The following is a 26,357-nucleotide window of genomic DNA, read 5'->3' on the forward strand; positions in this document are numbered from 1 at the left end:
AAATTTTTCATGATTGGGATTTTCAGCATCCTAAAGAATATATTTAATATATACATAGGCTTATTTCCCATAAATTAGCGAAGTATATTTGATAGAAAATAGTAAGTTGCGACTTTATCTCATCGTTAAGAATATAAAAACACTAAAAATACAAAAATATACTTAAAATACATAAAGAGGTTGTTGATTTTTTGCTAAAATGATATAATAGGCATGTATGCAATGGAAAATTTTGTGTTGATAATATGAGGTGGATTATGAATTCTAAACGGGAATCCGCAGGTAGACATATAAATTATATTGCTTCCAATGAGTTTTATATTGATGATACATTTGTGCAAAGTATCATTGAATTACTTTTTTTTAGTAGAAATATCAACTCTACAATTCAGACTGTTTTAATGATGCTAAGCGAGTACTATGATGCGCCGTATGTTAATATCGTAGAAGAGATATCAAAACAAGAAGGCTGTATTACGACATACGAATATAAGAATTCTAGAATTGATTTAAAAATGAACAAAGTTTTAAATCTAAATCATACAGTTTGGATACGATATCAAGAGCTTTTTAATCAACAAGGTTTATTTTCTTTCAATCTGCTTGCTGATTTGCAGAATGATAATGCAGATTTATATAATTTTATTCAAGGCTTTCATTTAAAATCAACGTTACAATGTGCAATTTTTGAAAATGGTATACAACAAGGATTTATTGCTTTATATGATAGAACGTCGAATCGTAAATGGTCGCAAATTGAGCTTAATACATTTGCAGTTATTTCTAAAATATTGAGTGCTTATTTATTGAAACTTCGCTTATCGGAGATAAATGAGAAAAATTTATGGATTGATCCACTTACGGGAATTTGGAATTTAACAAAATTTACGATGGAAGCAAATGCTTTCCTAGCAAAAAAAACTAAACAAAAATATGTCGTGATTTACGTTGATATTCGCAAATTTAAGTTTATTAATGATGTATATGGTTATGCAGAAGGTGATCGAGTTCTAGTTACATTTGCTCGTCTTTTAAAATCATCTTTATATCGGGATGAAATGTTTGCTAGAGTTACTTCAGATCACTTTATTTGTTTAGCCAGATATGATACTACAGAAAAGTTAGTCAAAAGATTTAAAAATTTTGCAACTCAAATGAATAATATAAAAAAGAATTGCGTTGAGCAATATAAAATTTTACTGAATGGCGGTGTTTGCCTCGTCGATCCTAATATTGCCTCTATTACATCTAGTATAGATAAAGCCAATATTGCAAGAAAAGCAATTAAAGGTCAACATAAGAGTATGTATAATTTTTATAATGCAGAATTGAAACAGCAACTTGCTAAAGAAAAGTCTATAGAGGATCATATGGAAGAGGCGTTGCAAAATGACGAATTTGTTGTTTATTATCAGCCTAAGATAGAGCTTCTAAGTAATAAAATGGTTGGTGCAGAAGCATTAGTGCGCTGGTGCAGACCAAATTATGGACTTGTACCGCCAGATGAATTTATTCCTATTTTCGAAAAAAATGGATTTATTGTCGAAATGGATTTTCACGTTTTTGAAAAAGTATGTAAAAGCGTCCGTAAATGGCTAGATCAAAACTTAGAAGTAGTACCGATATCCGTAAACTTTTCACGTGTTCATTTGAAAACTTCGCTTTTTATAGACCGATTAGTCGAAGTTGCTGATAAATATCAAATTCCAAGAGGTTTGATAGAATTAGAATTAACGGAAAGTGCATTTATTGAAAATGCAGATGCCTTATTAACTTTATTTAATCAGCTAAAAGATTTACGCTTTATGATTTCCCTTGATGATTTTGGGACAGGGTTTTCAGCACTGAAATTATTGACTGAATTGCCAGTAGACGTCTTGAAATTAGATAAAGACTTTCTAAAGAAGGGGCAGACAACAAAACGAGAACAAATTGTTTTGGAACATGTTATTCGAATGTCAAAGGATTTAGATATTAAGGTTGTTTCAGAGGGAGTAGAAACGGAAGAACAAGCAAAATTTCTTACTAGAATAGGATGTAATTTAGCTCAGGGATATTTATTTTCCAAACCTATGCCCGAAAGTGATTTTCTTGATAGATTACGAGCAATGACAAGATAATTTGATAGGACGAAAAAGGTCATAATAAGAACAAAAAGGTAGTCAGCGTGCGAAATATAGGATATAATTAACTATATCCTATATTTTTTTACTCTTTTAAAGGAATTGTTATAGATGAATAATAAAGCAAGATATAATCATTGCCAAATTTGGTTTGTTGGTTTATTCATTTCAATTGCATGTATTTTGTCCTGCGGATTATACATATATAATATACAATCTGATATGGAAGACGATGTTCTAAGAGATATTAGAAATTTGATGTTAAGAAACTCGTTGGCAATTGCAAATAAATTAAATGACCAGAGTAAACTTACTGAAATGTTAGCAGCAGGACTTGAACAAAGAAATTATTCCAATGAAAATGAATATGCGCTTTTTTTAAACTCAATCGTTATGGATGGGGCATTTGAACGTGTAGGTGTATTTGATAAAAATGGTGACATGTTTACATCAGATAAGAAAAAACTTAATATTGCAGATGAACCGCAATATAAAGAAAGTATGGAAGGGCGGTTCAGTATTAGTCAACCGATAAATGATAAGATTGGTGATAAAAAGATTATTGTGTTCACCGCTCCTATCTTATCAAAAAATCGAGCTTATGGTGGAATTGTACTTGCGAAATCTATTGAATCAATAGAAAAGGAATTTTTGCAGGGATTTTTTCAAGGGAGAGGTTCTTTTTATATTATAGATAATAAGGGCGATATCTTGATGTGTTCTGAATCTTTGGATGAAAATAGTTTTGAAAATTTATATGATAAAATTGGACACGAAGAAAGTAATGAAAAAAATTCAAAAAAGATTATTGAGGAAATTAAATCAAGCTTAGTTATAGGTAAGGTTGGAACTGTAAAATCTGTTTTTGATGGTGAAACAAAGTATATTAGTTATGCAACAATTCATAATCCATATACATCATGGAATTTGGTATCTATTGTTGACGAAGAAGTCATTTTAAATAAAATTCATAAAATGGTAACAAAAGCGTTTGTTCTTTGTAGTGTAGTAATCTTATTGTTTTTAATTATGGCCGGATATATCTTTAGAATGGAGGAGAAAACAAAGCACGAATTGGAGCAACTGGCTTATACAGATTCTTTAACTAAAATTAATAATGTACATAGATTTTATATAAAGGCATCCGAAATTTTAAGGCGTAATAAAGATATTGCTTATTCAATTATCTGTATAGATGTAAATAATTTTAAATATATTAATGAAACCTATGGATATAAGATTGGAGATCAGCTACTTATCCAAATAGCACAGAAATTGAGTGATACTTTTAAGGATGATGAAATTTGTGCCAGGATAAATAATGATCATTTTGTAGTTTTAATTAAAAGTGTTTTTGAAAATCCGGAAGTTAAATACCAAAGCTTAGAACGAGCTTTCTTAAATGAAATTAATCAGGGAATAATTAAATATCCGATTTCCTTTTCTGTAGGAGTTTATCGTGTAGAAGATAAAAGTGAAGCAGTCATTTCAATGGTAGATAAAGCTTTGCTAACTTTAAAGAATATAAAGAAAAGAAAAAATATTTATTTTGCATATTATAGTAATGATTTATTGCAAAAATTTATAAAAAATAATCAAATTGAAAATATGATGCAACCTGCGTTGGACAATCAGGAGTTTAAAGTTTTTTTGCAGCCGAAAATTGATTTACACACCTTATCTATTATCGGTGCAGAGGCTTTAGTACGCTGGGTGTCTCCATCAAAAGGTTTTATGCAGCCAGATGATTTTATTCCACTCTTTGAGAAGAATGGCTTTATTGTAGAACTAGATTTTTACGTATTAGAAGAGTGTTGTAAAAAGATTCGCGAATGGATAGATAACGGGATAGAGCCAATTCCTATCTCGGTAAATCAATCACGCATTAATTTAGATGATCCCTTTTATGTTGAAAAATTAAATGATATACTTCAAAAATATGAATTGCCAGTAAATCTTATAGAGATTGAATTAACAGAAGGGATGTTTTCATCTAGTAATACGAAGTTGGTTAAAATAATGGAACGGATGCGCAAAATTGGCTTTAGCATCTCTATGGATGATTTTGGGTCGGGATATTCATCTTTAAATTTATTAAAAGAAATACCGGTGGATATTTTGAAAATTGATAAAGTCTTTTTAGATGAAACTGCAAATTCTCGTAAGAGTAGGATTATTATTTCACAGGTTGTATCTATGGCAAGAAAACTCGGGATGAAGGTTGTTTGTGAGGGTGTAGAAAATGAAGAACAGGCAGCTTTCTTGCGAAAGATTCATTGCGATTTTGCCCAAGGATATTTATATGCTAAGCCGATGACTATTGCTGATTTTGAAGAGTATAGAGACAGAAATTTAAAAGAAGTTGGATTTAAATAATAAAAAGGCTGTGCCTAGGGCACAGCCTTTTTATTATAAAGCGAAGTGTTTTTTCGTTAGCTCTATCCATTTTCGCGTAGCGAAAGATAGATACTTATCTTTTTTCCAAATTAAGGCTAAATTCCACGGGATAATCGTTTTCTCGAGTTTAACGCTAACAAGCCTATCATCTAAATCCTTGCAAATTGTTTCTGGCAAGAGTGCGATTCCTAGACTTTCAGCGACCATTTCAGCGATAAAATCCCAGTGGGAGCTTTGGCAAACAACTCTAGGTGAAAAGCCATTTACTCTGCATTGTTCATAAATCAAGTCGTTCAAAGAAAAATCATTGCTGTATAAAATAAAATTTTGGTCGTTTAATTCAGGCAATTCAATAGATGATCTATTAGCTAATGGATGTGTGGCAGGTAATACCACTTGTAGAGCTTCTTTTAGAAAAGAAAAAGAAATGATATCTTCTTCTGATATCGGCAATGCAATGACACCAATATCAAGAAGCCCATTTTTGACATCAAGTTCAATTTGCTTTGAACCAACTTCAATTAATTTAATTGTTACTTTAGGATAGTGTTTCTTAAATCTGCGTAATATTTTTGGGAAAAAATTGGCGCCTATCATTGGCGGAAGACCAACGATAATTTGTCCATGCTGAATATTTACAACATCGTGAATCTCATTTGACAAATCGTTAAATTCACTAACAACGAGCTGAGCACGTTTAAATACAGCATACCCTACATCCGTTAACTCAATTTGACGTCCAGACCGCTCAAAGAGTGTTACGCCTAATTCATTTTCTAGTGTTTTAATCACCTTACTTATCGATGGTTGGCTGACGTGAAGAATTTGAGATGCTTTTGTAAAGCTTTTTTGCCTAGCAACTTCGATAAAATAGTTTAAATGTAAAATGTCCATTATAAAAATCCTCTTTTTAAAATTTATCCGATGATGAAATCAATCATCTAACGAAATAAGCAATTCACATAAAATCAAAGATTTTGGTTCTCTGCTTATAAAACTCTACCCATAGGGCACATGCGATCGGCTAACTTCCTAGATAAGTACAGTAGGCTTCAGATGGAGTTGTAGCTCCATTTGGATCAAGACTTACCTTATTATAACTTAAACGCATAATAGATATATATAACAAGTATTTTATTATTCCTGCAAAATCGGTTAAAGTATAATCCATACGAAAAAGACAAGTTGTTAATTATATATAATATTTATGATTGATTAACTCGAAGATAATATATTTTCGTTTCAGATAAGAATTTTACAGCCAAATGATTACTTGGCTAAGGATAGTATTGGAGTGTTTAAGATGAAATTATTAATGATGATTATGCAAATTTGCTTATTATGCTTGATTAGTTTGTTCGGCAATTTTGTTGCAGAACATTTAGCAATTGGGATTCCTGGGAATATTATAGGAATGTTTTTGTTGCTTTTATTATTACAGCAAAAAATCATATCCATGGATAAAATTGAAATGGGAGCGAACTTTTTGATTGCTGAATTATTACTCTTCTTTATCCCGTCTGCAATTGGTGTGATTCAATTTCAAGAGGCGCTTCAACAAGAGTGGTTGCAAATCGTTTTTGTTATTGTAGCAAGCACTCTTGCTGTATTGTTGTTTGTGGCTGTTGCGACTGAAAGTGCCTTAAAGCGGAAAGTGGCAAAGGAGTGAGTATAGTGTTTATCATTGCCTCTATTTTATTAACCGTTATTATATATTTAGTTTCAAAAAGAATTTATATAAAAACGGGGAAGATGGTTTTTTCACCAATTATTTTATGTCCAGTTATTATTATTGCTTTTTTAATGTTTTTTCATATTCCCTATGAATCTTATGCAAAGGGTGGCAATTGGCTAAGCTATATGCTACAGCCAGCGACAGTGGCTTTGGCTGTGCCAATGTATAAATATCGTGCGACGGTTAAGAAATATTTATTTGAAATTATGATTAGTGTAACAGGCGGGGCGATTGTAGCAATTGTAAGCTCAATGTTGATTGCACAATTCTTAGGAGTAAACTCTACCTTTGTTACGAGTTTGGCACCCCGTTCTGTAACGACACCAATTGCGATGAGTGTGTCAGAAATAATCGGGGGCAATCCTTCGATTACGGCTGTATTTGTTATTTGCACAGGGATTATTGGAGCTGTACTAACTTCTGTTATCTTAAAGTATCTGCCAATAAAAAATCCAGTTACAAAAGGAATGTTGTTTGGGATATCCGCTCATGGTACAGGAACATCAAAAGCCTATGAAGCAGGGCAAGTCGAAGGAACAATTGCAAGTTTAGCTATGATTTTCATGGGAATTATTACAACAGTTATTGCACCAGAAGTAGTCGATTTATGTGTTCATATTTTAGTAAAATAAAAAGAAGCGTTTTAGATTTATCTAGAACGCTTCTTTTTAAATTTTTTATTCTATTACACGATGAGCGAAAATGTCTTCAATGACAAGTTTGATAATGACCATACAAGGCACTGCTAAAAACATTCCTAGTGCACCTAATAGTTGACCTCCTAAGAGAATCCCCAGCATAATTGCTACAGGATGCAGGTTGAGAGATTTACCAATTAAATAAGGATAAACAATATTATGATTGACTTGTGTCAAGATAAGATAGAAAAATAAAGTTTCTATTCCATAAGAAATAGATAGCGTTGCTGCAAAGAGTGATCCAGCAGCAGAGGCAATGGTAGGTCCGACGACAGGAATGAACTCTCCGATAGCAGAAAGTACGGCGAATACAGATGCGTAAGGAATGCCCATAATGGAGAAATAAGCAAATACACATATTCCTGTGATTGAGCAAACGAGTAGTTGACCACGGATATAATGAATTAGGGCTAAAATAATTTGATTGAATAACGTAATGATACGTGTTTTATCTTTTTGAGGAAATAAACTAGCAAGGTAAAGTTTTATTTGTTTACCGTCTTTTAATAAATAGAAAGTAACAAATAGAATAATAATTAAGTCTAATACCTTGGAGAATAAATCAAACACAATATCAAGAGAGGATTTTAAAGCAGTTACGCTAAAGCTAGCGAAATTTTTAAAAATTGTATCTAACTCTTGATTGAAATTGTTGATAGATGCAAAGATAGGAAGATTCTTCATATCATTTGCCATGGATGGTAGATCTGCGATAAAACTCATTAAATTAGGAATGAAAGTCTGAGATATGGTGATAAATAAGTAACTTAGTAACGTGATAAATACGCCTAAAACCCCAGCAGCAGCTAAGCCTCGAGGCACTTTTTTTGTAGTTAACTTATCTACCGTAGAATTGAGAAGAACGGTTAATAGAAGCGATAGAAAAATTACCATCGCAACGGAGCGTAAAAACCAAAACATTGAAAATAGTACAAGAAGGCTTACGCTGACGAGAATAGAAGTCTGATACTGTGACCACATAGATAAGCACCCCATATATATAAAATTAAGAATAATTATATATTATTTTTATTATTTCGTATAGTGAGGGAAAATATTTTCAATAAGAGAAAAATAATTGTAAAAAAGACTTGAATGTATTTTGTATACAGAGTACAATATAAGTATAAAATATTTATCATACGATAAACGAAATTGATGCGTAAAGAAAAGAAAGAATTGGTCATAATAGAACTGGAGGGACAAAATATGAGATTAGAACACGATTTTTTAGGAGATATGGAAGTACCAGATGATGCATATTATGGTGTACAAACATTAAGAGCTATGGAAAACTTCAGTATTACAGGTGAAAAATTGGATGCTGATTTTATTGTTGCCATGGCAATTGTAAAGAAAGCGGCGGCGCTTGCAAATATAGCAACAGGAAGATTAGATCCGAAAATTGGTGCTGCGTTAGTTACAGCAGCTGATGAAGTAATTGCGGGCAAACTCCATGACCAATTTCCCGTAGATCCGATTCAAGGCGGAGCAGGGACATCGATTAATATGAATACAAATGAAGTATTAGTAAACCGTGCGTTAGAATTAATTGGTGAAGCAAAAGGACGATACGATATTATTTCGCCAAACAATCATGCTAATATGGCGCAGTCAACAAATGATGCTTTTCCAACAGGAATTAAAGTATGTATTATTAGAAAAAGCAAAAGCTTATTGAAAGCATTAAATTATTTAGCAGATACATTAGATAAAAAAGCAGTTGAATTTAAAGATGTATTAAAAATGGGTCGTACTCACTTGCAAGATGCGATTCCTATTACATTAGGACAAGAATTTGCATCTTATGCATCGGCAGTTAGACGTGGTATTAAACGTATTGAAAGTGCAATGCTTAGCATCCATACGATTAATATGGGCGCAACTGCAATTGGTACAGGCTTGAACGCTGAACCGGAATACATTGTTGAAGTAGCACGTCAATTGGCAGAAATTACAGGTGAGCCATTTGTAACAGCTACAAATCTAATTGATGCAACGAACAATACGGATGGATTTGCCGATGTGTCTGCATCTTTAAAAATTACTGCGCTAGTATTAATTAAAATGGCAAATGATTTCCGTTTGATGGCATCTGGTCCTCGTTGTGGGTTAAACGAAATCAAATTACCTCCTCGTCAACCGGGGTCTTCGATTATGCCTGGGAAAGTAAATCCAGTTATGCCGGAAGTATTAAATCAAACTTGTTATCAAGTATTGGGTAATGACGTTGCCGTTGGGATGGGTGTAGAAAATGGACAATTTGAATTAAATGTTATGGAACCAGTGATTGCGTTTAATATATTTAATTCGATGCGTTATTTGACAAATGCAGTAAATAAATTTACAAAACTTTGTGTGGAAAATGTTCAAGCAAATGAAGAGCAATGTCAAATGTGGTTAGACCGTAGTGTGGGTATTGTAACAGCACTTCTTCCACATATAGGTTACGAAAATTCTTCCATGCTTGCAAAAGAAGCTTATAATACAGGCAGACCAATTCGCGAAATTATCTTAGAAAAAGGTTTACTCACGAAAGAAGCGATGGATCATATTCTTTCACCGGAAGAAATGACGCATCCTGGTATTGCAGGTAAAGATTTGCTTGAAAAAGAATAATATCCTCTCCATTTTTTGACTGCTGGCTAGTGCTAGCAGTCTTTTTTGTGTCATATAACGTATGGAGGTGATACGTTTGCGACGCGGTGTTGTATTGAGAAGCGCTTGGAAAATGGGGCGCGGGTATTTTTTTTCAGAAAGTAAAAAAGAGGCTTGGTTATTGCTTCTTATCGTAATAAGTTTAAACTTATTTTTAGTATATATCACAGTTGAATTAAATATTTGGCAAGGAAACTTCTATCAAGTTCTGCAGTTGAAAGATCATAGAGGCTTTTTAGAAGCAATTGCTATTTATGCAGGATTAGCGATTATTTTAATCGTAGTCAAAGGGGCACAGACCTATTTTCGGCTGCTCTTACAAATTAATTGGCGAAGGTGGCTGACAAAAGAATATCTAAGGCGGTGGCTGGATAGAAAATCATATTATCGGCTTCAATTTGTTCATAAAGATTATGCAGACAATCCTGATCAACGGATTAGTGAAGATGTAGATTTATTTGTATCGCTTACTTTACGACTATCTTTAGATTGTTTGCATGATATGATTACGGTGATTTCTTTCGTTGTGATTTTATGGAACCTATCTGGACTTTTGGTTGTAGCAATTTTTGGCTATACTTTCATGATTCAGGGGTATATGGTTTGGGCAGCGTTTATTTATGCTATTTTTGGAACGTATTTTACGGTGAAGTTTGGTAAGCCGCTAATTCAATTAGACTATGATAAACAAAAATATGAAGCGGATTTTCGTTATAGTTTAATTCGTGTAAGAGAATATTCGGAAAGTATTGCTTTATATGGTGGTGAACTCGCTGAAGAAAAAAATTGCCTAGCGCATTTTTCTTATTTAGTACGAAACTTTCGACAGATTATTCAAGTGCGAAAGCAATTAACGTGGCTGACGACAGCCTATGCACATATTGCTGTTGTGTTTGCAGTTGCCGCTGCATCACCGAGATATTTTGCGGGAAAAATTCAATTGGGACAATTGTTTCAAATTACAGATGCATTTTATCATGTACAAAATGGTTTGTCTTTTATTATTGACAGTTTTACAAAAGTGGCGCATTGGCGTGCAGTTGTAAATCGTTTGAATGGATTTCTTGTGAGTATGGAAGAGTTGGACATAAAAATGATTTCATCTAGTCGAGGGGAATGCAAAATTGGCAGCGATATTCACTTGTCACAGGTATCTATTTATAAACCTGATAAAATTGTATTAATCAAGGGATTAAAGTTACATTTACCGAAGAGTAAAAGTCTAATCGTTACTGGTGCATCCGGATGTGGGAAAAGTACATTAGTGAAAACATTAGCTGGCTTATGGAAAAACTATGATGGAAATGTGTCAATTCCAAATCCAAGAGAAAGTTTATTTGTTCCACAAAAGCCATATATGCCAATTGATACGCTTAGGAACGCCTTGTTTTATCCAGATATTAAAAGAAAAATAACGGATGAAGAAATTGGCAGTTTATTAGAAAAGTGTTGTTTGCCTAGTTTTAAAAATCGCTTGAATGAATTTGGCGACTGGGGAAAAATTCTATCATTAGGTGAACAACAGAGAATTGCTTTCGTTCGAATTTTGATTCATCAACCGAAGTGGTTGTTTTTAGATGAAGCGACTTCGGCACTTGATGAAGTGAATCAAGAAATCATGTATGGGCTGGTTAAAAAATTTTTACCAGATACGGCAATTATCAGTGTTGGGCACCGTCAAAGTATTATGAGATATCATCAATTATGTTTAAATATCGAAAAAGACACAAGCTGGAGTTTGAAAGCAGTAAAAATATAGAGATATTTTTACTATAAAACAGTCAAATAAAAATAATAAATGAAAAAGATGATTTCTGCCGTCAGCAGAAGTCATCTTTTCATTTTATGTAGAGAAAATTTATTGAATGAAAACGATAGTAAATGAAAAATATATTGATAAATAGAGTTAATTTATATACAATGTAAGATAATTAGTAGATGCTTTAGATTTTGTAAAATATTTTGTGATGCAGAAATTTTGCAAAGAAAATATTTAAATGAGTTATAAGTACTTAATGTAAAGTAGAAATAAAAATGAATGAACTAAAAGTATTCTGTCAATGAAGTTGAAAGGTACTGTAAATGTATTAAAGAGCAGTGATAGGAGGGATTGAAATGGAGAAAAAACGGCAGAGTAAAGATGTGATTATTATTGGTGGTGGTGTTGCTGGTCTTACTGCGGCACTTTATGTTGGTCGAATGAATTTAGATGTTTTGGTACTTGAATCTGAACTTGTTGGCGGGCAGATTATCAATGCATATGGAATTGAAAACTATCCTGGGTTTGCCTCTATTAAAGGCAGTGAATTAGTTGAAACAGTCCAAAAGCAGGCGGAAGAGTTTGGAGCAGTCATTGATGAATTTGATAAGATAAAGTCAGTTGAGCTTACAGGTAAGATAAAAATAATAGAAACAGAAAGTTATATTTATGAAACTAAGGTCGTGATTATTGCTTCAGGGATGACACGCCGTAAATTACCAGTTGATAATGAAGCAAAATATCTTGGCAAAGGAATTCATTATTGTGAGCTTTGTGATGGACACATGTATCAAGATAAAACGATTGCGGTTGTCGGTGGTGGTAATGCAGCAGTTGATGCAGCGAATTTCTTGACTAAATATGCAAAAAAATTATATTTGATTCAGCGTTCGGATATATTAACTGCAGATGATATTTCACAGGAAAAGTTAAAACAGCATTCTATAGTTGAATTTTTGTTTAATAGTGAAATTAAGAGTTTGCAGGGAGAAGAATCCTTAGAAGCTATAAGTATCTATAATAGAAACGAACAGAAAGAAATAGATATTCCAGTGGATGGGGTTTTCGTTAATATTGGAGTTGTACCAAATACTGATATGTTTAAAGGTGTCTTAGAGCTTGATGAGTCTGGACATATTATTGCTGGGGAAGATTGTCGGACGAATTTACCTGGAGTATTCGCAGCTGGGGATGTGAGGACGAAGCTAATTCGCCAGCTTACAACCGCTGCTGCTGACGGAACGATTGCAGCACTTTTGTCAGAAAAATATTTAGAGTCATTAAAGGAGGAAAAGTAAATGGTAAAAGTATATTCGATTACAACATGCCCATGGTGTGACAAGGTGAAAAAATATTTAAAAACTAAAAGCGTAGAGTTTGAAGAACTTAATATAGAATCAGATGAGTCGGCGCGCCGTCTATGTTATAAGCTTTCAGGAGATCTTACTGTACCAGTAACGACGCCAGATGGTGAAAATTATGTAGTTGGTTTTGATAAGGATAAGCTTGATCATATGCTTGGAATTTAAATAAGAAAAATTTATAAGAAATACCCTATAGAATGATCGTTATTATATCGACGCTATAGGGTATTATTTTTGCCATAATTTGTCCATAGTAATTCTTATCTATACCATAGTATAATAAAGACGAATTTTTGCGAAAGAAGGCGATAAAAATGAAGATACATTTGAAAAAATGGATCATTAGTTTTTTAGTTGTATGTTTTGCAATTACAGGGATGGCTCCGGTTGCACTTGCATACTCAAATGGAAAAGGACATAATGGACATAAGTATGAAAAGCATGGAAATCGCTATGATAGAGGAGAACGTGATCGCTTTGTTTTAAAGCACTTAAATGTTTCGCAAAAAGTTTTGGACTACGCGCGCCGCAATAAGATGACTATGCGTGATATTATGATTGCAAAACGCATTGCAGAAAAGAGCCCTCGTATTGGGGTAATTGATGTATTAAAATTACGTAAAAAAGGTCATACATATCGTTCGATTGCGAATCGTTATCAGGTAAGATGGGATAATTTCGATGATGATGTAAATAATTCACATAATAATATCGTTCGTGACGCTATTAAAATTGGACTTGTAATCTGGGCACTTGATGAATTATTAAATTAATATTAGTAAAAAGGCTGCTTTGGCAAGAGGATTTCCTCAAGGCTAAAGCAGTTTTTTATATAGAAAGAATTGCATTTATTACGTTCATCTATTATGCTAAAACCGAGGTGGGAAAATGAAACTTAAAGTTTTAGTAGAGAATCATACGTATATTGATCAATATTTTTGTGGAGAACCGGCCGTAAGTTTTTATATAGAGGATGAGGATAAGCGAATTTTATTTGATGTGGGATATTCAGATTTAATCATAAAAAATGCCTCTGCAATGAATATCGACTTAAGTAGGATTGATACAATTGTTTTTTCTCATGGGCATAACGATCATACACGAGGGCTTGCGTATTTAACGGAGCGGTATGATTTATCTGGTGTAGAGGTGATTGCCCATTCAGATGCATTTAAACGCAGAGTTTGCAAGGGGCAAGAAATCGGTTCACCTATTTTAGAAGGGGATTTAAAAAATTTGTGTCAATTACGTTTATTAAAAGAACCGCTAAAAGTAAGCAACAATTTAACTTTTCTTGGGGAAATTCCAACGTTATGTGAATTTGAACCAAGAAGAGCTGTCGGAAAGTTAGAAGAAGGTTCAGCATGGAAAGCGGACTTGATTTTGGATGATACTGCACTGGTTTACAAAAATGAACAAGGACTTTATATTATTACTGGATGTTCTCATAGTGGAATCTGTAATATTATTGAATATGCAAAACGTATTTGTAAGGATGAACGAATCGTAGCAGTTATCGGTGGATTTCATCTGTTTGAAGTGAATGATAGAGTGAAAGCCGTTGTTAATTATTTCAAAGAAAATCATATTCAGTCCTTATATCCTTGTCATTGTGTATCTTTTCAAGTAAAGGCGTATATTCACCAAGAAATTCCAATTCGTGAAGTAGGTGTGGGATTGGAGTTAGAATGGTAATTTATTCATACAAATGTAAGCGCAAGATTTTTGTTAGTTAATGAATCTAGGAGTGTTAATTATGGAGAATATTATACTTTTTACAATGATGGCATTGTTTTTTACGATGATGCCGGGCCCCGACTTTGCATTGGTCATGAAAACAACTTTAGCAGGTGGGCGAAAAGCCGGTACTTATACTGCGTGGGGAATTTCAACAGGACTTATCATACATACTCTTTTTGCAATTTTGGGACTTTCGGCGTTAATTGCGCAATCTATCCATTTATTTGAAATGGTAAAATATATAGGTGCAGCATATCTATCTTATTTGGGAATAAAAGCTTTTATTGAAAAGCCAAAACAAGATGATATGCTAGAAAAGGAAGAAGAAAGTGCACCTTCGAGAAAACAGGCGATATCGTTTTTCGGGGAGGCTGTTTTAGCAAATGTGCTAAACCCAAAGGTTATTTTATTCTACTTAACGTTTATTCCTCAGTTTGTTAATCTAGAAAATGCAGTTATGCCGCAATTTATCATGCTAGGGAGTATTTATGTAATGTTAACGTTTGTCTGGTTTACTTTGCTTGCTTATCTACTCAATCATGTAAAAAAATTATTGGCGAGCAAGATATTTCAAGAAAGAATGCAAAAGGTTACAGGGGTATTACTTATTTCTTTTGGAATTAAACTGGTGTTGTCAGATAGATAAAAAATGTGTTCAGCCAAATCGGTTGAACACATTTTTTTGTAAAAAGATAATTATTATATTGACATTGATAATCATTATCAATATAATAATGTTTGACGAAAGCAAAAGCAAAAGGTAAAAATTAGAGGGCCTATAGAGCTCCGTACATATATTGATATATGTGCGGATTTTTTTCGTTAAAAATTCGTATTTATGTAGTGGAGGTCAAGATGGAAGAGTTTTTAAAATGTTTTGATTGGTTTGTGCAAGGGGGGCTTGTGATGTATCCCTTACTATTTTGTTCAATCTTTGTTGTAGCAATTGCCATTGAACGTTTCTTATTTTATCGTAATCATTGTGGGCAGATGATGACATTTTTACAAGCGGTGAAAAATTCTGTAGCTGAAGGAAAGTGGCAGGAAATCCAAGATGAATGTTTAGTTCATGATAATATATTAAGCCGTATCTTAGGGCAAGGATTAAGATACCGTAAAAATTTTGATTATATGAAAGAAAGTTTTGAGAGTCTGACGGTTGCAGAAACAACGGGATTACGCAAAAATTTAAGTTATTTAGATACCATTGTAACCATGGCTCCTTTATTAGGGCTACTTGGTACAGTTATGGGGATGATTGGTTCGTTTCAAGTTCTTGATATTGCAGGTAGCAATCCATCGGTGATTACGGGAAGTGTTGGCGAAGCATTAATTGCGACAGCTTCGGGACTTTGTGTCGCAGTTTTGGCACTAACCGTTCATAGTTATTTTACTCACTGGCTTGATCATATTGTTACACATATTGAACAGACTTGTATTATGATACTAGAAAAAAATAAAGGTGAATTATTATGAAGGTAAGAAGTGCACGAATTGAGTCTTCGCCTAAATTAATGATTATTCCAATGATTGATATTATTTTCTTTTTATTAGTATTTTTTATGATGAGTACGTTGAATATGATACATCAAAAAGCGTTACCAGTAGATTTGCCAAAAGCGATGACTGCGAATCAGATGGAAAGAAAAACAACGTCGATTACTTTGTTGGCAGATGGGATGATTCAAATAGATGAAACAATTGTATCCAAAGCGGAAATGAAAAATTCTGTGATGCAAAAGCTTCAGGAGAATAATGAAATGGCAGTTGTATTACGGGCTGATAAATTGACGGAACATGGAAAAGTAATTGAAGTGATGGATACCTTAAAAGAAGTTGGAGTAAAAAAACTTTCAATTGCTGCAGAAAAGAAAGGAACGTGATGTAAGTGCAAACTTATTGTTCGGATTTTTTAGGGCGCAGCTTTAGAATCTCGTGTGCGATACATGTTTTGCTCCTTGCGCTGATGGGAACAACCTTTTCCGAGATGCATAAACCGGAAAAAAACGTTGATGAATATATTTTTATTGATATTGAAGAGCCGGCTGCGCAAGTTGATGAGAAATCTTTTATAACAAACCACTTGGAACAGGTAATACAGCCACCTTCTTTAACAAAAAATTCTGCTATGCAAGAACAAAAAAATTTAACACAGCAGCAAGTAACAGCGCAATCTTCTTATCATAAAGATAAGCAAGCAATCGGATCTGTGAATGCTCCTACGTCTGGCAGTGCCGGTTATGGACTGGAGAGCAATAGGAATGATGCTGGTGCTGGACAGGAAAAAGCGCAAGGGCAAGCTGATTTTGTATCTGCAACAAGCGAAGCAATTACTTCTGGTGGTTATCAAACGGTCAATATTGCACAGCTTGCAACTCAATTTGCAAGTTTGGTTGAGGCAAAAAAAGAGTACCCTTATATCGCATTAAAACGTGGTGAGACGGGCAGAGTTGGTGTTCTTGTACGCTTAAATGCGGATGGGAGTTTAGCTGCAGCAGAAGTGATGCAATCGTCAGGGGTAAAAAGTTTAGATGCGGGGGCAATTAAAGCAGTGCAGAAAGCTTGTCCGTTTATTCATGGTGCAAAACAAGTCATTGAATTTATGGTTCCGATTTATTATGAATTGAATGGATAATGGAGGATAAGGTCATGCAGCGAGAAAGTGAAAAGTCAAAACAGGAATTGCCACAAAAACGTTGTGGAAACTGTAATCGACTTTTGTTTTATGGCTATGCAAAATCATTAAAGATAAAATGTCCAAAATGCGGCAATATTCTTTTTTTTGAAAATTGAATGAGAATGATAATCAAAATCCCGAAAGGAAACTTTACTGAATGAAAAAAATTAGTGTAATAATCATAAGTGGACTTATTCTTTTATTTGGCTGTTTGTATTTTGTGAATCAGAATACTGAAAAAAATAGCAATGACCAACAAAAAGTTGTCGATAGTTTGAAGCGAGAGGTGATGATTCCGAAACATCCACAGCGGGTGGTGATTTTAAATGCATCAAATTTAGAATTATTTTGTGCAGTAGGTGGAGCTGAGTTTGTTGTTGGTAAGCCGACTTCACAGGCATTGTCGGAAAAAATTCAATTAAACACAAAAAATGCGGCAGAAGTAGGCGTGATTCATAGCCCTGATATTGAGAAAATTTTAGAGCTTAAACCAGATTTAGTGGTGGGGATTAATGTCCCGTTTCATCATTCTTTGATTCCAATTTTGGAAGCTGCCAATATTCCACTCTATGTACGAGCTTTAGATACCTATGAAGATGTAATTGAAACTTTAGATTTTTATGGAAAGTTAACGAACAAAGAACAAAAAGCACAGGAACAAATTGATTTTGTTCAGGCGAAATATAAGCAAGCATTATCTTTAGCGGAGGGGAAACAAGCGCCGAAAAATTTAATCATCTGGGGTTCAACAGAGAGCTTTAATATGGCAACAAGTCAGAGCTTTGTTGGAGATTTAGTAAATCGTCTGGGGGGGAATAATATTGCGGATCGTACGGAAGGTGAAACAGGCAGTTTCGTTCCATTAAGTATGGAATATATTGCAAAAGAAAATCCGGAAGTGATTTTTCTTGTTACCCATAGTTCGGATGAAAAAGTAAATCAAAAATTTCAGAATGAATTGGCAAAACATCCTGCATGGCAAGGGATTCAAGCAGTAAAAAATGGGCGTGTGTATACGCTCCCTTATGAATTGTTTGCAGTAAATCCGGGAACGCAGGTTGCTGAAGCAATGTGTATTTTAGCAGAAAAACTTTATCCGGAGGGTAAATAAGTGTGATGATACAAACGAAAGTTTCCGAGGATCCACGATTGAAAAAACGAACGCTTGTCATGCTTGCAGGTTTAGTTGCCGTTATTTTAACAATTATCACAGGGGTTACTTTTGGTGCGGTAGAAATTCCTTTTACAGAATTTTGGGCGGCAATGACACAAAAAGAAATAACGGAAAATTATCAAATCTTATTTCAAATTCGTATTCCCCGTGTGATTGTCGGTGCGCTGACTGGAATGAATTTAGCTTTGGCAGGTTGTATTTTGCAAGGAATTTTGCGTAATCCGTTAGCTGATCCTGGTATTATTGGTGTATCAGCCGGAGCTGGCGTGGCGGCAATGCTCGTGATGGTACTTTACCCTGAGCAAACAATGCTTGTGCCAATGGTTGCTTTTCTTGGCGCGTTAATTGCAACAGGATTGGTATTTTTATTGTCCTGGGAACGGGGGATTCATCCATTGAGAATGATTTTAGCAGGAGTTGCAGTTGGAGCTTTTTTTGGTGGGGCGATGAGTGCTATTATGGTGTTTCATTCGGATAAAATTCAAGGTACGGTAAATTGGCTGGCTGGTGGTTTTCAAGGGCGTTCTTGGGAACATGTCAAAATGATTTTGCCTTATAGTCTAATTGGAGTCGTTGGAATAATGATTGGTTCTAGGTATTTAAATGCGTTGCAGCTTGGCGATGATATGGCGAAAAGCATCGGTACAAATGTAGAAAAAATACGGTTTTATATGGTAACGCTGGCGGCGCTACTTGCGGCATCGGCGGTAAGTGTAGCCGGTATGCTCGGTTTTGTCGGTTTGGTTGTGCCACATATGATTCGAATGCTGGTAGGTTCTGATTTTGAATATTTATTGCCTTGTTCAGCCTTGTTTGGCGCTGCGTTAGTCGTTGGCGCAGATACGGTTGCAAGGACTGCATTTTCACCAATTGAAGTGCCCGTGGGTATCTTTATGGCATTTTTAGGTGCACCATTTTTCTTATATTTATTAAAAAAGGGGTTGAGAAAGGAATGATTTTGGAAGCGCAATCCTTGAAACTTCAATACGGAACAAAAACGATTATTGAAGAAATGAACTTTTCAGTGGATAAGTCAGAAATTATTTCAATTATCGGTCCAAATGGATCGGGGAAATCGACGTTGCTAAAATCGCTGGGACGCCTTTTAGTCCCAACAAAAGGCAAGGTGCTTCTCAGTGAAACAGATATTTTTCATATGGAGATTGGTAAGTTTACGAGGAAAGTTGCCATTGTTCCGCAATCAGCGTCAGCGCCAGGTGATATGACGGTGTATGATCTTGTTGCTTACGGGCGGATGCCATATCAGAAGCTGTTTGGCGAGAGAACTCAGGCAGATGAAACGGCGATTGAAGAAGCGATGATAAAAACAGGTGTTGTACATATGAAATATCGGCGACTAGATGCTTTATCAGGTGGAGAGCGACAGAGAGTTTGGCTTGCGCTTGCGCTTGCGCAGAAACCGGAGATTTTACTTTTGGATGAGCCGACAACGTATTTAGATATTCATCATCAGTTAGAGATCATGCATTTAGTGCAAAATTTGCAACAGATGTTAAAAATGACAGTCATTATGGTTCTCCATGATTTGAACCATGCAGCACGCTTTAGCCATCGCCTCGTTGCTGTAAAACAGGGGAAGATTCTCGCGGATGGCAAAGTGGAAGATGTGTTTACGACGGAAACGTTACGTGAATTGTACGGCGTAGAGCCAAACATTATGAGAATTCAGCAGGGAGGAAAAGAACAACTCGTTTGTTTTCCACAGGAATGTTGCTTAAAAACAGGAGCGTGAAATGGTTAGCTTTAGCATAGAAAATATTCGAAAAAAATATGGGCAAAAAGAAGTATTAAAGGGCGTATCAATTTTTGCAAATCATGGTGAAGTTATAGGGCTGATCGGTACGAATGGAGCAGGCAAGACAACATTGATTAAGATTATCGCTGGATTGAGTAAGGCTGATGCAGGAACGATCAATATTTTAAAGAGTTGCCCAATAAAAAATCGTACTTTGGTTAGACAACAAATTGCTTTAGTTCCACAAGAAAATAATTTAGAGCGTGAGTGCAGTGTATTTGAAGTTTTATATTTATATGCGCGATTATTTGGGGTAGTAGAGGCAAAAAAGCGTGTGAGGGAAATTTTGCATGAATTTACAATGCAAGACTGGCAAACGAAGAAGGTAGAGCATTTGTCGGGAGGGATGGCGAGAAAAGTTTTAATCGCTCGGGCGATGCTTACCAATCCTAAAATTATATTGCTGGATGAGCCAAGCGTTGGACTTGATCCTGATGTAAGGCAAGAAATCTGGCAGATGATTTTACAATTAAGAAGTTTAGGTAAGACAATTTTGATTACGACGCATTATATGGATGAAGCAGAATTTCTTTGTGATAGAGTTGCGTTATTGAAAGAGGGAAGACTACTTTATATGGATACAGTAGAAGGTTTGAAAGAGCATGTGCAAGTTGCGACGGAAAAAATCAGTTTAGAAACAGCGTTTTTACATTTTGTCCGTGAAAAGGAGAAGCTGTAGTGGGTTGGTTGGCAGTATATCAACGAGAAATGGTGTTGATGCAAAAGAAGATTGGCAAACTTGGTTATGTATTTTCAACGCTGCTTTTTCCTTTAATCTATTTATTTGCTTTTGGTTGGGGGATTGGCGGGAATATTTCTGTCGAAGGTGGATATGTACCTTTTTTAGCTAAGGGGATGGTCACAATTACCGTTATGTTAAATGCGTTTCAGCAAACAGCTTTATCGGTAAGCGTAGGAAGATTCTATTTTGGCAGTTTTCAAACGTTGATGTTGAGTCCTGTATCGCTCAAACAGATTGCACTTGGTATTGTATTAAGTGGAATGACACGGGGAATTTTAGCAGGTACTTCCATTTACGCAATTGCGATGCTGATTTTTGATGTACCGATGATGAATCTCCCTGGAATACTGGGGATTATTTTGACTTCAATTTGTTTTGCTTCTTTTGGAATCGCTGTTGGCATGTGGGTGAAGAATCCTGATTCTTTATCTTTAGTCATTAATTTTTTGATTACACCGATGACGTTTTTTTGTGGTTCGTTTTTCCCAATTCATAACTTGCCGACTGTGGTAAAAGGAATCGTAAAGTTTTTGCCGCTTAGTTTAGCAAATGACTTGTTAAGAATGAATGCGTGGACAATAGAGGTAATTTATGCGATGGGAATCCTCGTTTTTATGGCGCTGCTTATGTTTCTTTTCGGCGTTTATCAATTGAATCAATATACAGAATAATAGGAGTGTTTAATTTATGAAAAGTTTAGTTGTTTATTCAAGTTTAACTGGAAATACAAAAATGGTTGCGGAGGCAATTGTTGAAGAATTGGGTGAAAATACTGTGTTAGCAGCTGTTGAAGAAAATCCGTCCGTAGAATCGTATGATTTAGTTGCCGTAGGCTTTTGGGTAGATAGAGGGACTGCCGATAGAAAGAGTGCAGATTATTTAGGAACGATTAAAAATAAACGGGTAGCTTTATTTGCTACTTTAGGTGCTGATCCTCATTCAGATCATGCCAAGAAAAGTTTGGAGAATGCGGCTGCTTTATTAGATGCATCGAATGAAGTTGTTGGTCAGTTTATTTGTCAGGGAAAAGTTGATCCTAAATTAATTGAAAAAATGGAAAAAATGTTCTCGGCGAATCATCCGCATGGGATGAATGAAGAGCGTAAAGCACGTCACAAAATAGCGAGTACACATCCTGATACAAATGATTTATTAGCGGCAAAGACTGTGTTTAATAAAATCAAGTCGGAATTGTTAGGAGGCTAAAGGATGAAAAAAACATTAGCAGAAATTTTGGCTCAAATGAATGAAGAACAATACCGCTTGACCGTTGGAAAAAATACAGATCATCCATTGCAAGATGCATTTGATAAGAAAAGAGTTGTTCATCCAAGTGTGCAAGGACGGCCTCTAAGTGAAGAAGAAAGGCTGATTGCTTGGCAAAATACAATGCATACAGAACTGATAAAAGTAGAAAAGCGCACTGCCTATATCCATATCCCTTTTTGTAGCCATATTTGTTTATATTGTGGTTTTTTTCAAAACTACTCGAATGAAGAACGAGAAACGCTTTATGTGGATTGTTTAATCAAAGAATTATCCATGTCGGCAAATGATTGCTATTTAAAGAATGGACTTATTCATGCGGTATTCATTGGAGGGGGAACACCTAGTGCTTTATCCTCGTACAATGTAACGCGTGTTTTACAGGCAATTCAAATGTATTTGCCGTTAGCGAATGATTGTGAGATTACGCTTGAGGCGCGTATTCATGATTTAGTGAAAGAGAAAATGGATGCGTGGTTTGCCTGTGGTGTGAATCGAGTTTCAGTTGGGGTACAATCCTTTCTCACGAACCTTAGAAAGTCGATGGGGCGCTTAGATGATTATGAAACGGTGGTTGCCAGATTAAAAGAGTTAGCAGCCTATGGACAAGCTTCGATTATTATTGATTTAATTTATGGATTGCCGGGGCAGACAGTTGAGGATTTATTGTTTGATTTGCAAATGGTAGACAGTTTGCCGATTGATGGCATGGATCTTTATCAATTAAATTTATTTGATGTAAGTCCGTTAAAAAAAGCGATTGATGCAGGGAATTTACCACCAGCGGCTACAACCGCGGAGCAAGCACAAATGTTTGCCATTGCAAATGCTTGGCTAAAAGAGCGCGCGTATAGACAATTGAGTAATTGTCACTGGGCAAAGGGGATACGTGAGCGCAATATGTATAACTTACTAACAAAAAGTGGAGCAGAAGTATTTGCTTTTGGTTCTGGTGCTGGAGGAAACATCGGCGCATATAGTATTTTCTTACAACGTGATTTAAAAAAATATATGGAAAACATTCAAGCGGGCAAAAAACCGTTGATGTTTATGGCAAAGAAATCAGCGAAGCAAGAGCTGCACAATGACATGCTAAGACAATTAGAAAGCGGCTATTTTAATTTAGAATTTTTAGCAGCAAAATATGGTGGGTGTATAAGAGAACTAGATTATTTACTTGAAATTTGGCAAAAGCATGGATTGGTTAACAAGGGGAAAGTATTGAGTCGTTTAACTGAGGCAGGACAATTTTGGCATATTAATATTGCGCAGTCGTTACTTGAATGTACAGAGGCTTTACTTGAGGGTAATTTAAAAACAGAAGTACAGGCGATTGCAGCGCAAGGGTAGAAAAGGGAGGAGAAAGTAAAAGATGAGATTCGTTGGCAAAAATAAAAAAGCATTATTAACCATGGCAATAGGATTATATCTAACGGCGCCGGTATCTGCTGCGCAGGCAAATGATGAAATCGTGCAAAGTAGAGATGTTATCGTTTCGGCTACCAGAACGCAGCAAGAAATTAAAGAAACTCCAGCGAGCGTAGAGGTAATCACGCGCGAAGATATTGAAAACCTTGGGGCAGATAGTGTAGTAAGTGCATTAAAATTAGCGGCTAACGTAGATATTACGAAAACGGGAATGACAGGGAAGAAGGTATCTATTCGCGGTATGAATACGAGCCAAACTCTTATATTAATTGATGGACGGCGTATGGCAGGTGAAGATACGTCAGTTACGGCCAATTTTTATGAATTGGATCGGATTAATTTGACCAATGTTGAACGAATTGAAATTGTGCGTGGACCAGTCAGCTCGCTTTACGGTTCGGATGCACTTGGCGGTGTGATCAATATTATTACGAGAAAATCAGATGCAACGACAAGCCAACTTGGTTTATCCACAGGAAGTGAACAAAGAAATGTGGATTATCATTTAGATTTAGGAAAAAATGGGAAATGGGCCTGGAGTTTTGATACTCGTTATAGCGATATTCTGAAACAGACCTATGCAACTGAAAACACCAACATGTTTGGTGATCGTCATTTCTTTAATATTTCAGGAACTTATGATTTGACAGAAGATAAAAAAATAGATGTGTTTTATGAGTATATGAAAGAGAATTTAGAGGAAGATTATGCTTCTGGGAACAAAGAGTATTGGGAAAATCAAAGACGTTCTTATGGCATTACTTATCGTGGTGAAAAAGCGGCGGGCGATTATGAACTTCGAATGTACTTTAATAAGTTAGAAAAAGATGATAATACATATACTTCTGCTAGGAAATTGAGTGATTTTGATGTTGCAAAATACGAAACTTTCGTTGTCGATGGCAAAAATACAACACAAATTGGCGATAATCATTTACTGACTTATGGTGGGGAATATCGTCAAACTTCTTATCGAGGGACTAGATTAGGAAATGGTGGAGATGATATCTTTAGCATTGAACGGGATGGCGTAACGAAAACTGGTTCAGAAGCAACGATTGATTATTATGCAGCATACGTACAAGATGAATGGGTGATAAATGATCGTTTATTAGTGATTCCATCCTTGCGTTATGATGATAGTGACAAATTTGGTGATAAAGTAAGTCCGAAAATTGGCATGACGTATAAAATGAATGATAATTATCGGTTAAAAGCAAGTTATGGAACTGGATTCAAAGCCCCGAGTATCAGTGAACTGTATATGAATATGACACGTCAAATGGGAACGATGAAAGTTACTGTAGCCGGTAATCCAGACTTACAGCCAGAAGAATCTAAAAACTTTGAATTGAGTTTAGAAGGCGAACGTGGCAATAGTTTTGGAAAATTAACTTATTTTCACAATGATGTAGATAATTTAATTGGGACAGAAACAAAAATGAGTTATATTCCAGGTTCCGGAATGGTAGCGACAAGCAAATACGTCAATGTTAATAAAGCAAAAATTGATGGTGTCGAATTGGAATTGGGACGTCATTTAAATGATAAATGGACGGTAAAACTGACAAGTAATTATTTAGACGCAATTGATAAAAAAGATGATTCAAGATTAGAAGATCGTGCAAAAAATCGGACAACATTACAGTTGCAATATGATGATATAGACAATAGTGGTATCCATGCAGTGATTTGGAATGAGTGGATAAATGAATATCGTTATAGTAAATCGGATTATGATTATAGTACATTTAATGTCAGCGTAAGTAAAAAATTCAATGACACCGTGAATGGCTATGTTGCAGTAGAAAATATCTTTGATAAAAAGATAGATGACTTAGCAATTGACGGTAGAGTTTGGAGATGTGGAGTTCAAATGCAATTATGATGCGTAAATGGTTATCAGTAATTTTTATTGTGGGAGTGTTTTTTATCAGTTTACCAATGCAGGCAGAGGCAGCATTGCAAGATGGTTTTTATCAGAAAAATGGCGAACTGTTATCGGTTAAAGACGTTGCCCGTCGTTTTTCAACGTATGATGTGATTTTCTTTGGGGAATATCATGATAATACATGGATTCATGAACAAGAAAATGAATTTTTAAAAGCTTTATATAAAGAAAAGCCCAATTTAATTTTGTCGTTAGAAATGTTTGAACGCGATGTACAGCCTTATTTAGATAAATATTTGAGAAATCAAATTTCTGAAAAAGATTTTTTAGAAAATTCACGTCCGTGGAAGAACTATTCAGAGGATTATAAACCTTGTATTGAGTTTGCAAAAAATAAACAAATTGCCGTATTGGGCGGAAATATCCCGCGCTATCTAGCCGCTGAATATGCGAAAAGTGGAACGCTATACAGCATAGAAGAAGTTAAGAAAAAGTATCTGCCATCTAAGCATATCGTGAATCATGATGTGTATTATGCTGCATTTGTTTCTTATATGAAATCGGGACAGGTTGGGATGCGACTGGATGATGCACAGATTGAAAGGTATTATCAAGCGCAATGCTTAAAAGATGATGCGATGGCGGAAAGTATAGTTGAAGCATTAAAGCAGAATAAAGGTAAAACTATTCTTCATTTACAAGGGGAGTTTCATGGGAGAAATCGACTTGGCGTAGTAGAGAAGGTACGGTTATTGAATCCTAATTTACGTACCGGACTGATTACCTCTGTTTATGTGAGCTCAGAAGCAGAAAAAAATTTGGCAATACAAAATTTAGCAGACGGAGATATTGCACTTATTGTTCAAAAATAAGAAAAGTACCGAAGAAA

The 26,357-nt window shown here is 35.1% G+C and carries 26 protein-coding genes; 24 read left to right on the forward strand and 2 right to left on the reverse strand.

The features are described from left to right. The first annotated feature begins 257 nt into the window (after positions 1-257). On the forward strand, positions 258-2,120 hold the full coding sequence (locus tag P3F81_RS02245; RefSeq protein WP_309320584.1) for an EAL domain-containing protein: 1,863 nt from the start codon (positions 258-260) through the stop codon (positions 2,118-2,120). A 114-nt stretch (positions 2,121-2,234) separates the two neighbouring features. Beyond that, positions 2,235-4,499, forward strand: coding sequence for a bifunctional diguanylate cyclase/phosphodiesterase (locus tag P3F81_RS02250; protein ID WP_147666726.1), 2,265 nt, complete (start codon positions 2,235-2,237; stop codon positions 4,497-4,499). A gap of 33 nt (positions 4,500-4,532) precedes the next feature. Here the strand turns inward: P3F81_RS02250 and P3F81_RS02255 are convergent, their stop codons facing one another. After that, complete coding sequence (locus P3F81_RS02255) at positions 4,533-5,414, reverse strand: LysR family transcriptional regulator (protein ID WP_147666724.1); 882 nt, start codon at positions 5,412-5,414, stop codon at positions 4,533-4,535. Between the two features lie 409 nt (positions 5,415-5,823). On the opposite strand from P3F81_RS02255, the gene P3F81_RS02260 reads away from it, so the two are divergent. Both P3F81_RS02260 and P3F81_RS02265 read left to right on the forward strand, forming a co-directional pair. Continuing rightward, positions 5,824-6,189 (forward strand): CidA/LrgA family protein, encoded by a 366-nt coding sequence (locus tag P3F81_RS02260; RefSeq protein WP_147666722.1) that lies wholly within the window; start codon positions 5,824-5,826, stop codon positions 6,187-6,189. Beyond that, entirely contained in the window at positions 6,186-6,887 is a 702-nt protein-coding gene (locus P3F81_RS02265; RefSeq protein WP_309320586.1) for an LrgB family protein, read from the forward strand. The genes P3F81_RS02260 and P3F81_RS02265 overlap by 4 nt, the downstream gene beginning before the upstream one ends. Positions 6,888-6,932: 45 nt before the next feature. Here the strand turns inward: P3F81_RS02265 and P3F81_RS02270 are convergent, their stop codons facing one another. Next, the gene (locus P3F81_RS02270; protein ID WP_147666720.1) at positions 6,933-7,934 is read right to left on the reverse strand and encodes an AI-2E family transporter; all 1,002 of its coding nucleotides are present in this window, start codon (positions 7,932-7,934) and stop codon (positions 6,933-6,935) included. Positions 7,935-8,162: 228 nt separating this feature from the next. Between P3F81_RS02270 and P3F81_RS02275 the strand changes: the two genes are divergently transcribed. From P3F81_RS02275 to P3F81_RS02370, 20 genes are all read left to right on the forward strand, one after another. Further along, positions 8,163-9,572: an aspartate ammonia-lyase gene (locus P3F81_RS02275; protein ID WP_147666718.1), complete on the forward strand. Its 1,410-nt coding sequence runs from the start codon at positions 8,163-8,165 to the stop codon at positions 9,570-9,572. A 76-nt stretch (positions 9,573-9,648) separates the two neighbouring features. Next, positions 9,649-11,370 (forward strand): ABC transporter ATP-binding protein/permease, encoded by a 1,722-nt coding sequence (locus P3F81_RS02280; RefSeq protein WP_147666716.1) that lies wholly within the window; start codon positions 9,649-9,651, stop codon positions 11,368-11,370. 356 nt (positions 11,371-11,726) lie between these two features. Next, positions 11,727-12,668 (forward strand): NAD(P)/FAD-dependent oxidoreductase, encoded by a 942-nt coding sequence (locus tag P3F81_RS02285; RefSeq protein ID WP_147666714.1) that lies wholly within the window; start codon positions 11,727-11,729, stop codon positions 12,666-12,668. Further along, positions 12,669-12,899 carry a glutaredoxin domain-containing protein gene (locus tag P3F81_RS02290; RefSeq protein ID WP_147666712.1) on the forward strand — a complete coding sequence of 77 codons (231 nt, stop codon included), beginning with the start codon at positions 12,669-12,671 and terminating at the stop codon, positions 12,897-12,899. It abuts the gene before it with no gap. Between the two features lie 149 nt (positions 12,900-13,048). Then, positions 13,049-13,507 (forward strand): hypothetical protein, encoded by a 459-nt coding sequence (locus P3F81_RS02295; RefSeq protein WP_147666709.1) that lies wholly within the window; start codon positions 13,049-13,051, stop codon positions 13,505-13,507. Positions 13,508-13,622: 115 nt separating this feature from the next. Continuing rightward, positions 13,623-14,429, forward strand: a complete 807-nt coding sequence (locus P3F81_RS02300) for an MBL fold metallo-hydrolase (RefSeq protein ID WP_147666707.1) — start codon at positions 13,623-13,625, stop codon at positions 14,427-14,429. Positions 14,430-14,490: 61 nt separating this feature from the next. Next, positions 14,491-15,120, forward strand: a complete 630-nt coding sequence (locus P3F81_RS02305) for a LysE family translocator (RefSeq protein WP_309320588.1) — start codon at positions 14,491-14,493, stop codon at positions 15,118-15,120. Between the two features lie 209 nt (positions 15,121-15,329). After that, the gene (locus tag P3F81_RS02310) at positions 15,330-15,950 is read left to right on the forward strand and encodes a MotA/TolQ/ExbB proton channel family protein (protein WP_147666703.1); all 621 of its coding nucleotides are present in this window, start codon (positions 15,330-15,332) and stop codon (positions 15,948-15,950) included. Then, positions 15,947-16,357, forward strand: a complete 411-nt coding sequence (locus P3F81_RS02315) for an ExbD/TolR family protein (RefSeq protein ID WP_147666701.1) — start codon at positions 15,947-15,949, stop codon at positions 16,355-16,357. Before P3F81_RS02310 ends, P3F81_RS02315 begins: the two co-directional genes overlap by 4 nt. Before the next feature lie 5 nt (positions 16,358-16,362). Then, positions 16,363-17,109: an energy transducer TonB gene (locus P3F81_RS02320; RefSeq protein WP_147666699.1), complete on the forward strand. Its 747-nt coding sequence runs from the start codon at positions 16,363-16,365 to the stop codon at positions 17,107-17,109. A gap of 14 nt (positions 17,110-17,123) precedes the next feature. Beyond that, complete coding sequence (locus tag P3F81_RS02325; protein WP_147666697.1) at positions 17,124-17,267, forward strand: Com family DNA-binding transcriptional regulator; 144 nt, start codon at positions 17,124-17,126, stop codon at positions 17,265-17,267. A gap of 41 nt (positions 17,268-17,308) precedes the next feature. Next, entirely contained in the window at positions 17,309-18,262 is a 954-nt protein-coding gene (locus P3F81_RS02330; protein WP_147666695.1) for an ABC transporter substrate-binding protein, read from the forward strand. A 5-nt stretch (positions 18,263-18,267) separates the two neighbouring features. Then, positions 18,268-19,281, forward strand: coding sequence for a FecCD family ABC transporter permease (locus P3F81_RS02335; protein ID WP_147667447.1), 1,014 nt, complete (start codon positions 18,268-18,270; stop codon positions 19,279-19,281). Further along, positions 19,278-20,078, forward strand: coding sequence for an ABC transporter ATP-binding protein (locus tag P3F81_RS02340; RefSeq protein ID WP_147666693.1), 801 nt, complete (start codon positions 19,278-19,280; stop codon positions 20,076-20,078). Before P3F81_RS02335 ends, P3F81_RS02340 begins: the two co-directional genes overlap by 4 nt. A 1-nt stretch (position 20,079) precedes the next feature. Continuing rightward, positions 20,080-20,820: an ABC transporter ATP-binding protein gene (locus P3F81_RS02345; RefSeq protein WP_147666691.1), complete on the forward strand. Its 741-nt coding sequence runs from the start codon at positions 20,080-20,082 to the stop codon at positions 20,818-20,820. Beyond that, on the forward strand, positions 20,820-21,554 hold the full coding sequence (locus tag P3F81_RS02350; protein ID WP_147666689.1) for an ABC transporter permease: 735 nt from the start codon (positions 20,820-20,822) through the stop codon (positions 21,552-21,554). Before P3F81_RS02345 ends, P3F81_RS02350 begins: the two co-directional genes overlap by 1 nt. A 16-nt stretch (positions 21,555-21,570) precedes the next feature. Continuing rightward, on the forward strand, positions 21,571-22,089 hold the full coding sequence (locus tag P3F81_RS02355; protein WP_147666687.1) for a flavodoxin family protein: 519 nt from the start codon (positions 21,571-21,573) through the stop codon (positions 22,087-22,089). A gap of 3 nt (positions 22,090-22,092) precedes the next feature. Continuing rightward, on the forward strand, positions 22,093-23,499 hold the full coding sequence (gene hutW, locus P3F81_RS02360) for a heme anaerobic degradation radical SAM methyltransferase ChuW/HutW (RefSeq protein WP_147666685.1): 1,407 nt from the start codon (positions 22,093-22,095) through the stop codon (positions 23,497-23,499). 22 nt (positions 23,500-23,521) lie between these two features. Next, a complete protein-coding gene (locus tag P3F81_RS02365; protein WP_147666683.1) occupies positions 23,522-25,465 on the forward strand; it encodes a TonB-dependent receptor plug domain-containing protein in 1,944 nt (647 codons plus the stop codon). Continuing rightward, complete coding sequence (locus P3F81_RS02370; protein ID WP_147666681.1) at positions 25,441-26,340, forward strand: ChaN family lipoprotein; 900 nt, start codon at positions 25,441-25,443, stop codon at positions 26,338-26,340. Before P3F81_RS02365 ends, P3F81_RS02370 begins: the two co-directional genes overlap by 25 nt. Positions 26,341-26,357 lie beyond the last annotated feature (17 nt).

The organism is Selenobaculum gibii (assembly GCF_030273445.1).
Taxonomy (GTDB): Bacteria; Bacillota; Negativicutes; order ICN-92133; family ICN-92133; genus Selenobaculum; species Selenobaculum gibii.

Excerpts from the sequence above, each read along its gene's own strand:
- P3F81_RS02245 (WP_309320584.1), top strand. The coding sequence starts at position 258 with ATGAATTCTAAACGGGAATCCGCAGGTAGACATATAAATTATATTGCT.
- P3F81_RS02250 (WP_147666726.1), top strand. The coding sequence starts at position 2,235 with ATGAATAATAAAGCAAGATATAATCATTGCCAAATTTGGTTTGTTGGT.
- P3F81_RS02255 (WP_147666724.1), bottom strand. The coding sequence starts at position 5,414 with ATGGACATTTTACATTTAAACTATTTTATCGAAGTTGCTAGGCAAAAA.
- P3F81_RS02260 (WP_147666722.1), top strand. The coding sequence starts at position 5,824 with ATGAAATTATTAATGATGATTATGCAAATTTGCTTATTATGCTTGATT.
- P3F81_RS02270 (WP_147666720.1), bottom strand. The coding sequence starts at position 7,934 with ATGTGGTCACAGTATCAGACTTCTATTCTCGTCAGCGTAAGCCTTCTT.
- P3F81_RS02275 (WP_147666718.1), top strand. The coding sequence starts at position 8,163 with ATGAGATTAGAACACGATTTTTTAGGAGATATGGAAGTACCAGATGAT.
- P3F81_RS02285 (WP_147666714.1), top strand. The coding sequence starts at position 11,727 with ATGGAGAAAAAACGGCAGAGTAAAGATGTGATTATTATTGGTGGTGGT.
- P3F81_RS02290 (WP_147666712.1), top strand. The coding sequence starts at position 12,669 with ATGGTAAAAGTATATTCGATTACAACATGCCCATGGTGTGACAAGGTG.
- P3F81_RS02295 (WP_147666709.1), top strand. The coding sequence starts at position 13,049 with ATGAAGATACATTTGAAAAAATGGATCATTAGTTTTTTAGTTGTATGT.
- P3F81_RS02300 (WP_147666707.1), top strand. The coding sequence starts at position 13,623 with ATGAAACTTAAAGTTTTAGTAGAGAATCATACGTATATTGATCAATAT.
- P3F81_RS02305 (WP_309320588.1), top strand. The coding sequence starts at position 14,491 with ATGGAGAATATTATACTTTTTACAATGATGGCATTGTTTTTTACGATG.
- P3F81_RS02310 (WP_147666703.1), top strand. The coding sequence starts at position 15,330 with ATGGAAGAGTTTTTAAAATGTTTTGATTGGTTTGTGCAAGGGGGGCTT.
- P3F81_RS02315 (WP_147666701.1), top strand. The coding sequence starts at position 15,947 with ATGAAGGTAAGAAGTGCACGAATTGAGTCTTCGCCTAAATTAATGATT.
- P3F81_RS02325 (WP_147666697.1), top strand. The coding sequence starts at position 17,124 with ATGCAGCGAGAAAGTGAAAAGTCAAAACAGGAATTGCCACAAAAACGT.
- P3F81_RS02330 (WP_147666695.1), top strand. The coding sequence starts at position 17,309 with ATGAAAAAAATTAGTGTAATAATCATAAGTGGACTTATTCTTTTATTT.
- P3F81_RS02335 (WP_147667447.1), top strand. The coding sequence starts at position 18,268 with ATGATACAAACGAAAGTTTCCGAGGATCCACGATTGAAAAAACGAACG.
- P3F81_RS02340 (WP_147666693.1), top strand. The coding sequence starts at position 19,278 with ATGATTTTGGAAGCGCAATCCTTGAAACTTCAATACGGAACAAAAACG.
- P3F81_RS02345 (WP_147666691.1), top strand. The coding sequence starts at position 20,080 with ATGGTTAGCTTTAGCATAGAAAATATTCGAAAAAAATATGGGCAAAAA.
- P3F81_RS02355 (WP_147666687.1), top strand. The coding sequence starts at position 21,571 with ATGAAAAGTTTAGTTGTTTATTCAAGTTTAACTGGAAATACAAAAATG.
- hutW (WP_147666685.1), top strand. The coding sequence starts at position 22,093 with ATGAAAAAAACATTAGCAGAAATTTTGGCTCAAATGAATGAAGAACAA.
- P3F81_RS02365 (WP_147666683.1), top strand. The coding sequence starts at position 23,522 with ATGAGATTCGTTGGCAAAAATAAAAAAGCATTATTAACCATGGCAATA.
- P3F81_RS02370 (WP_147666681.1), top strand. The coding sequence starts at position 25,441 with ATGTGGAGTTCAAATGCAATTATGATGCGTAAATGGTTATCAGTAATT.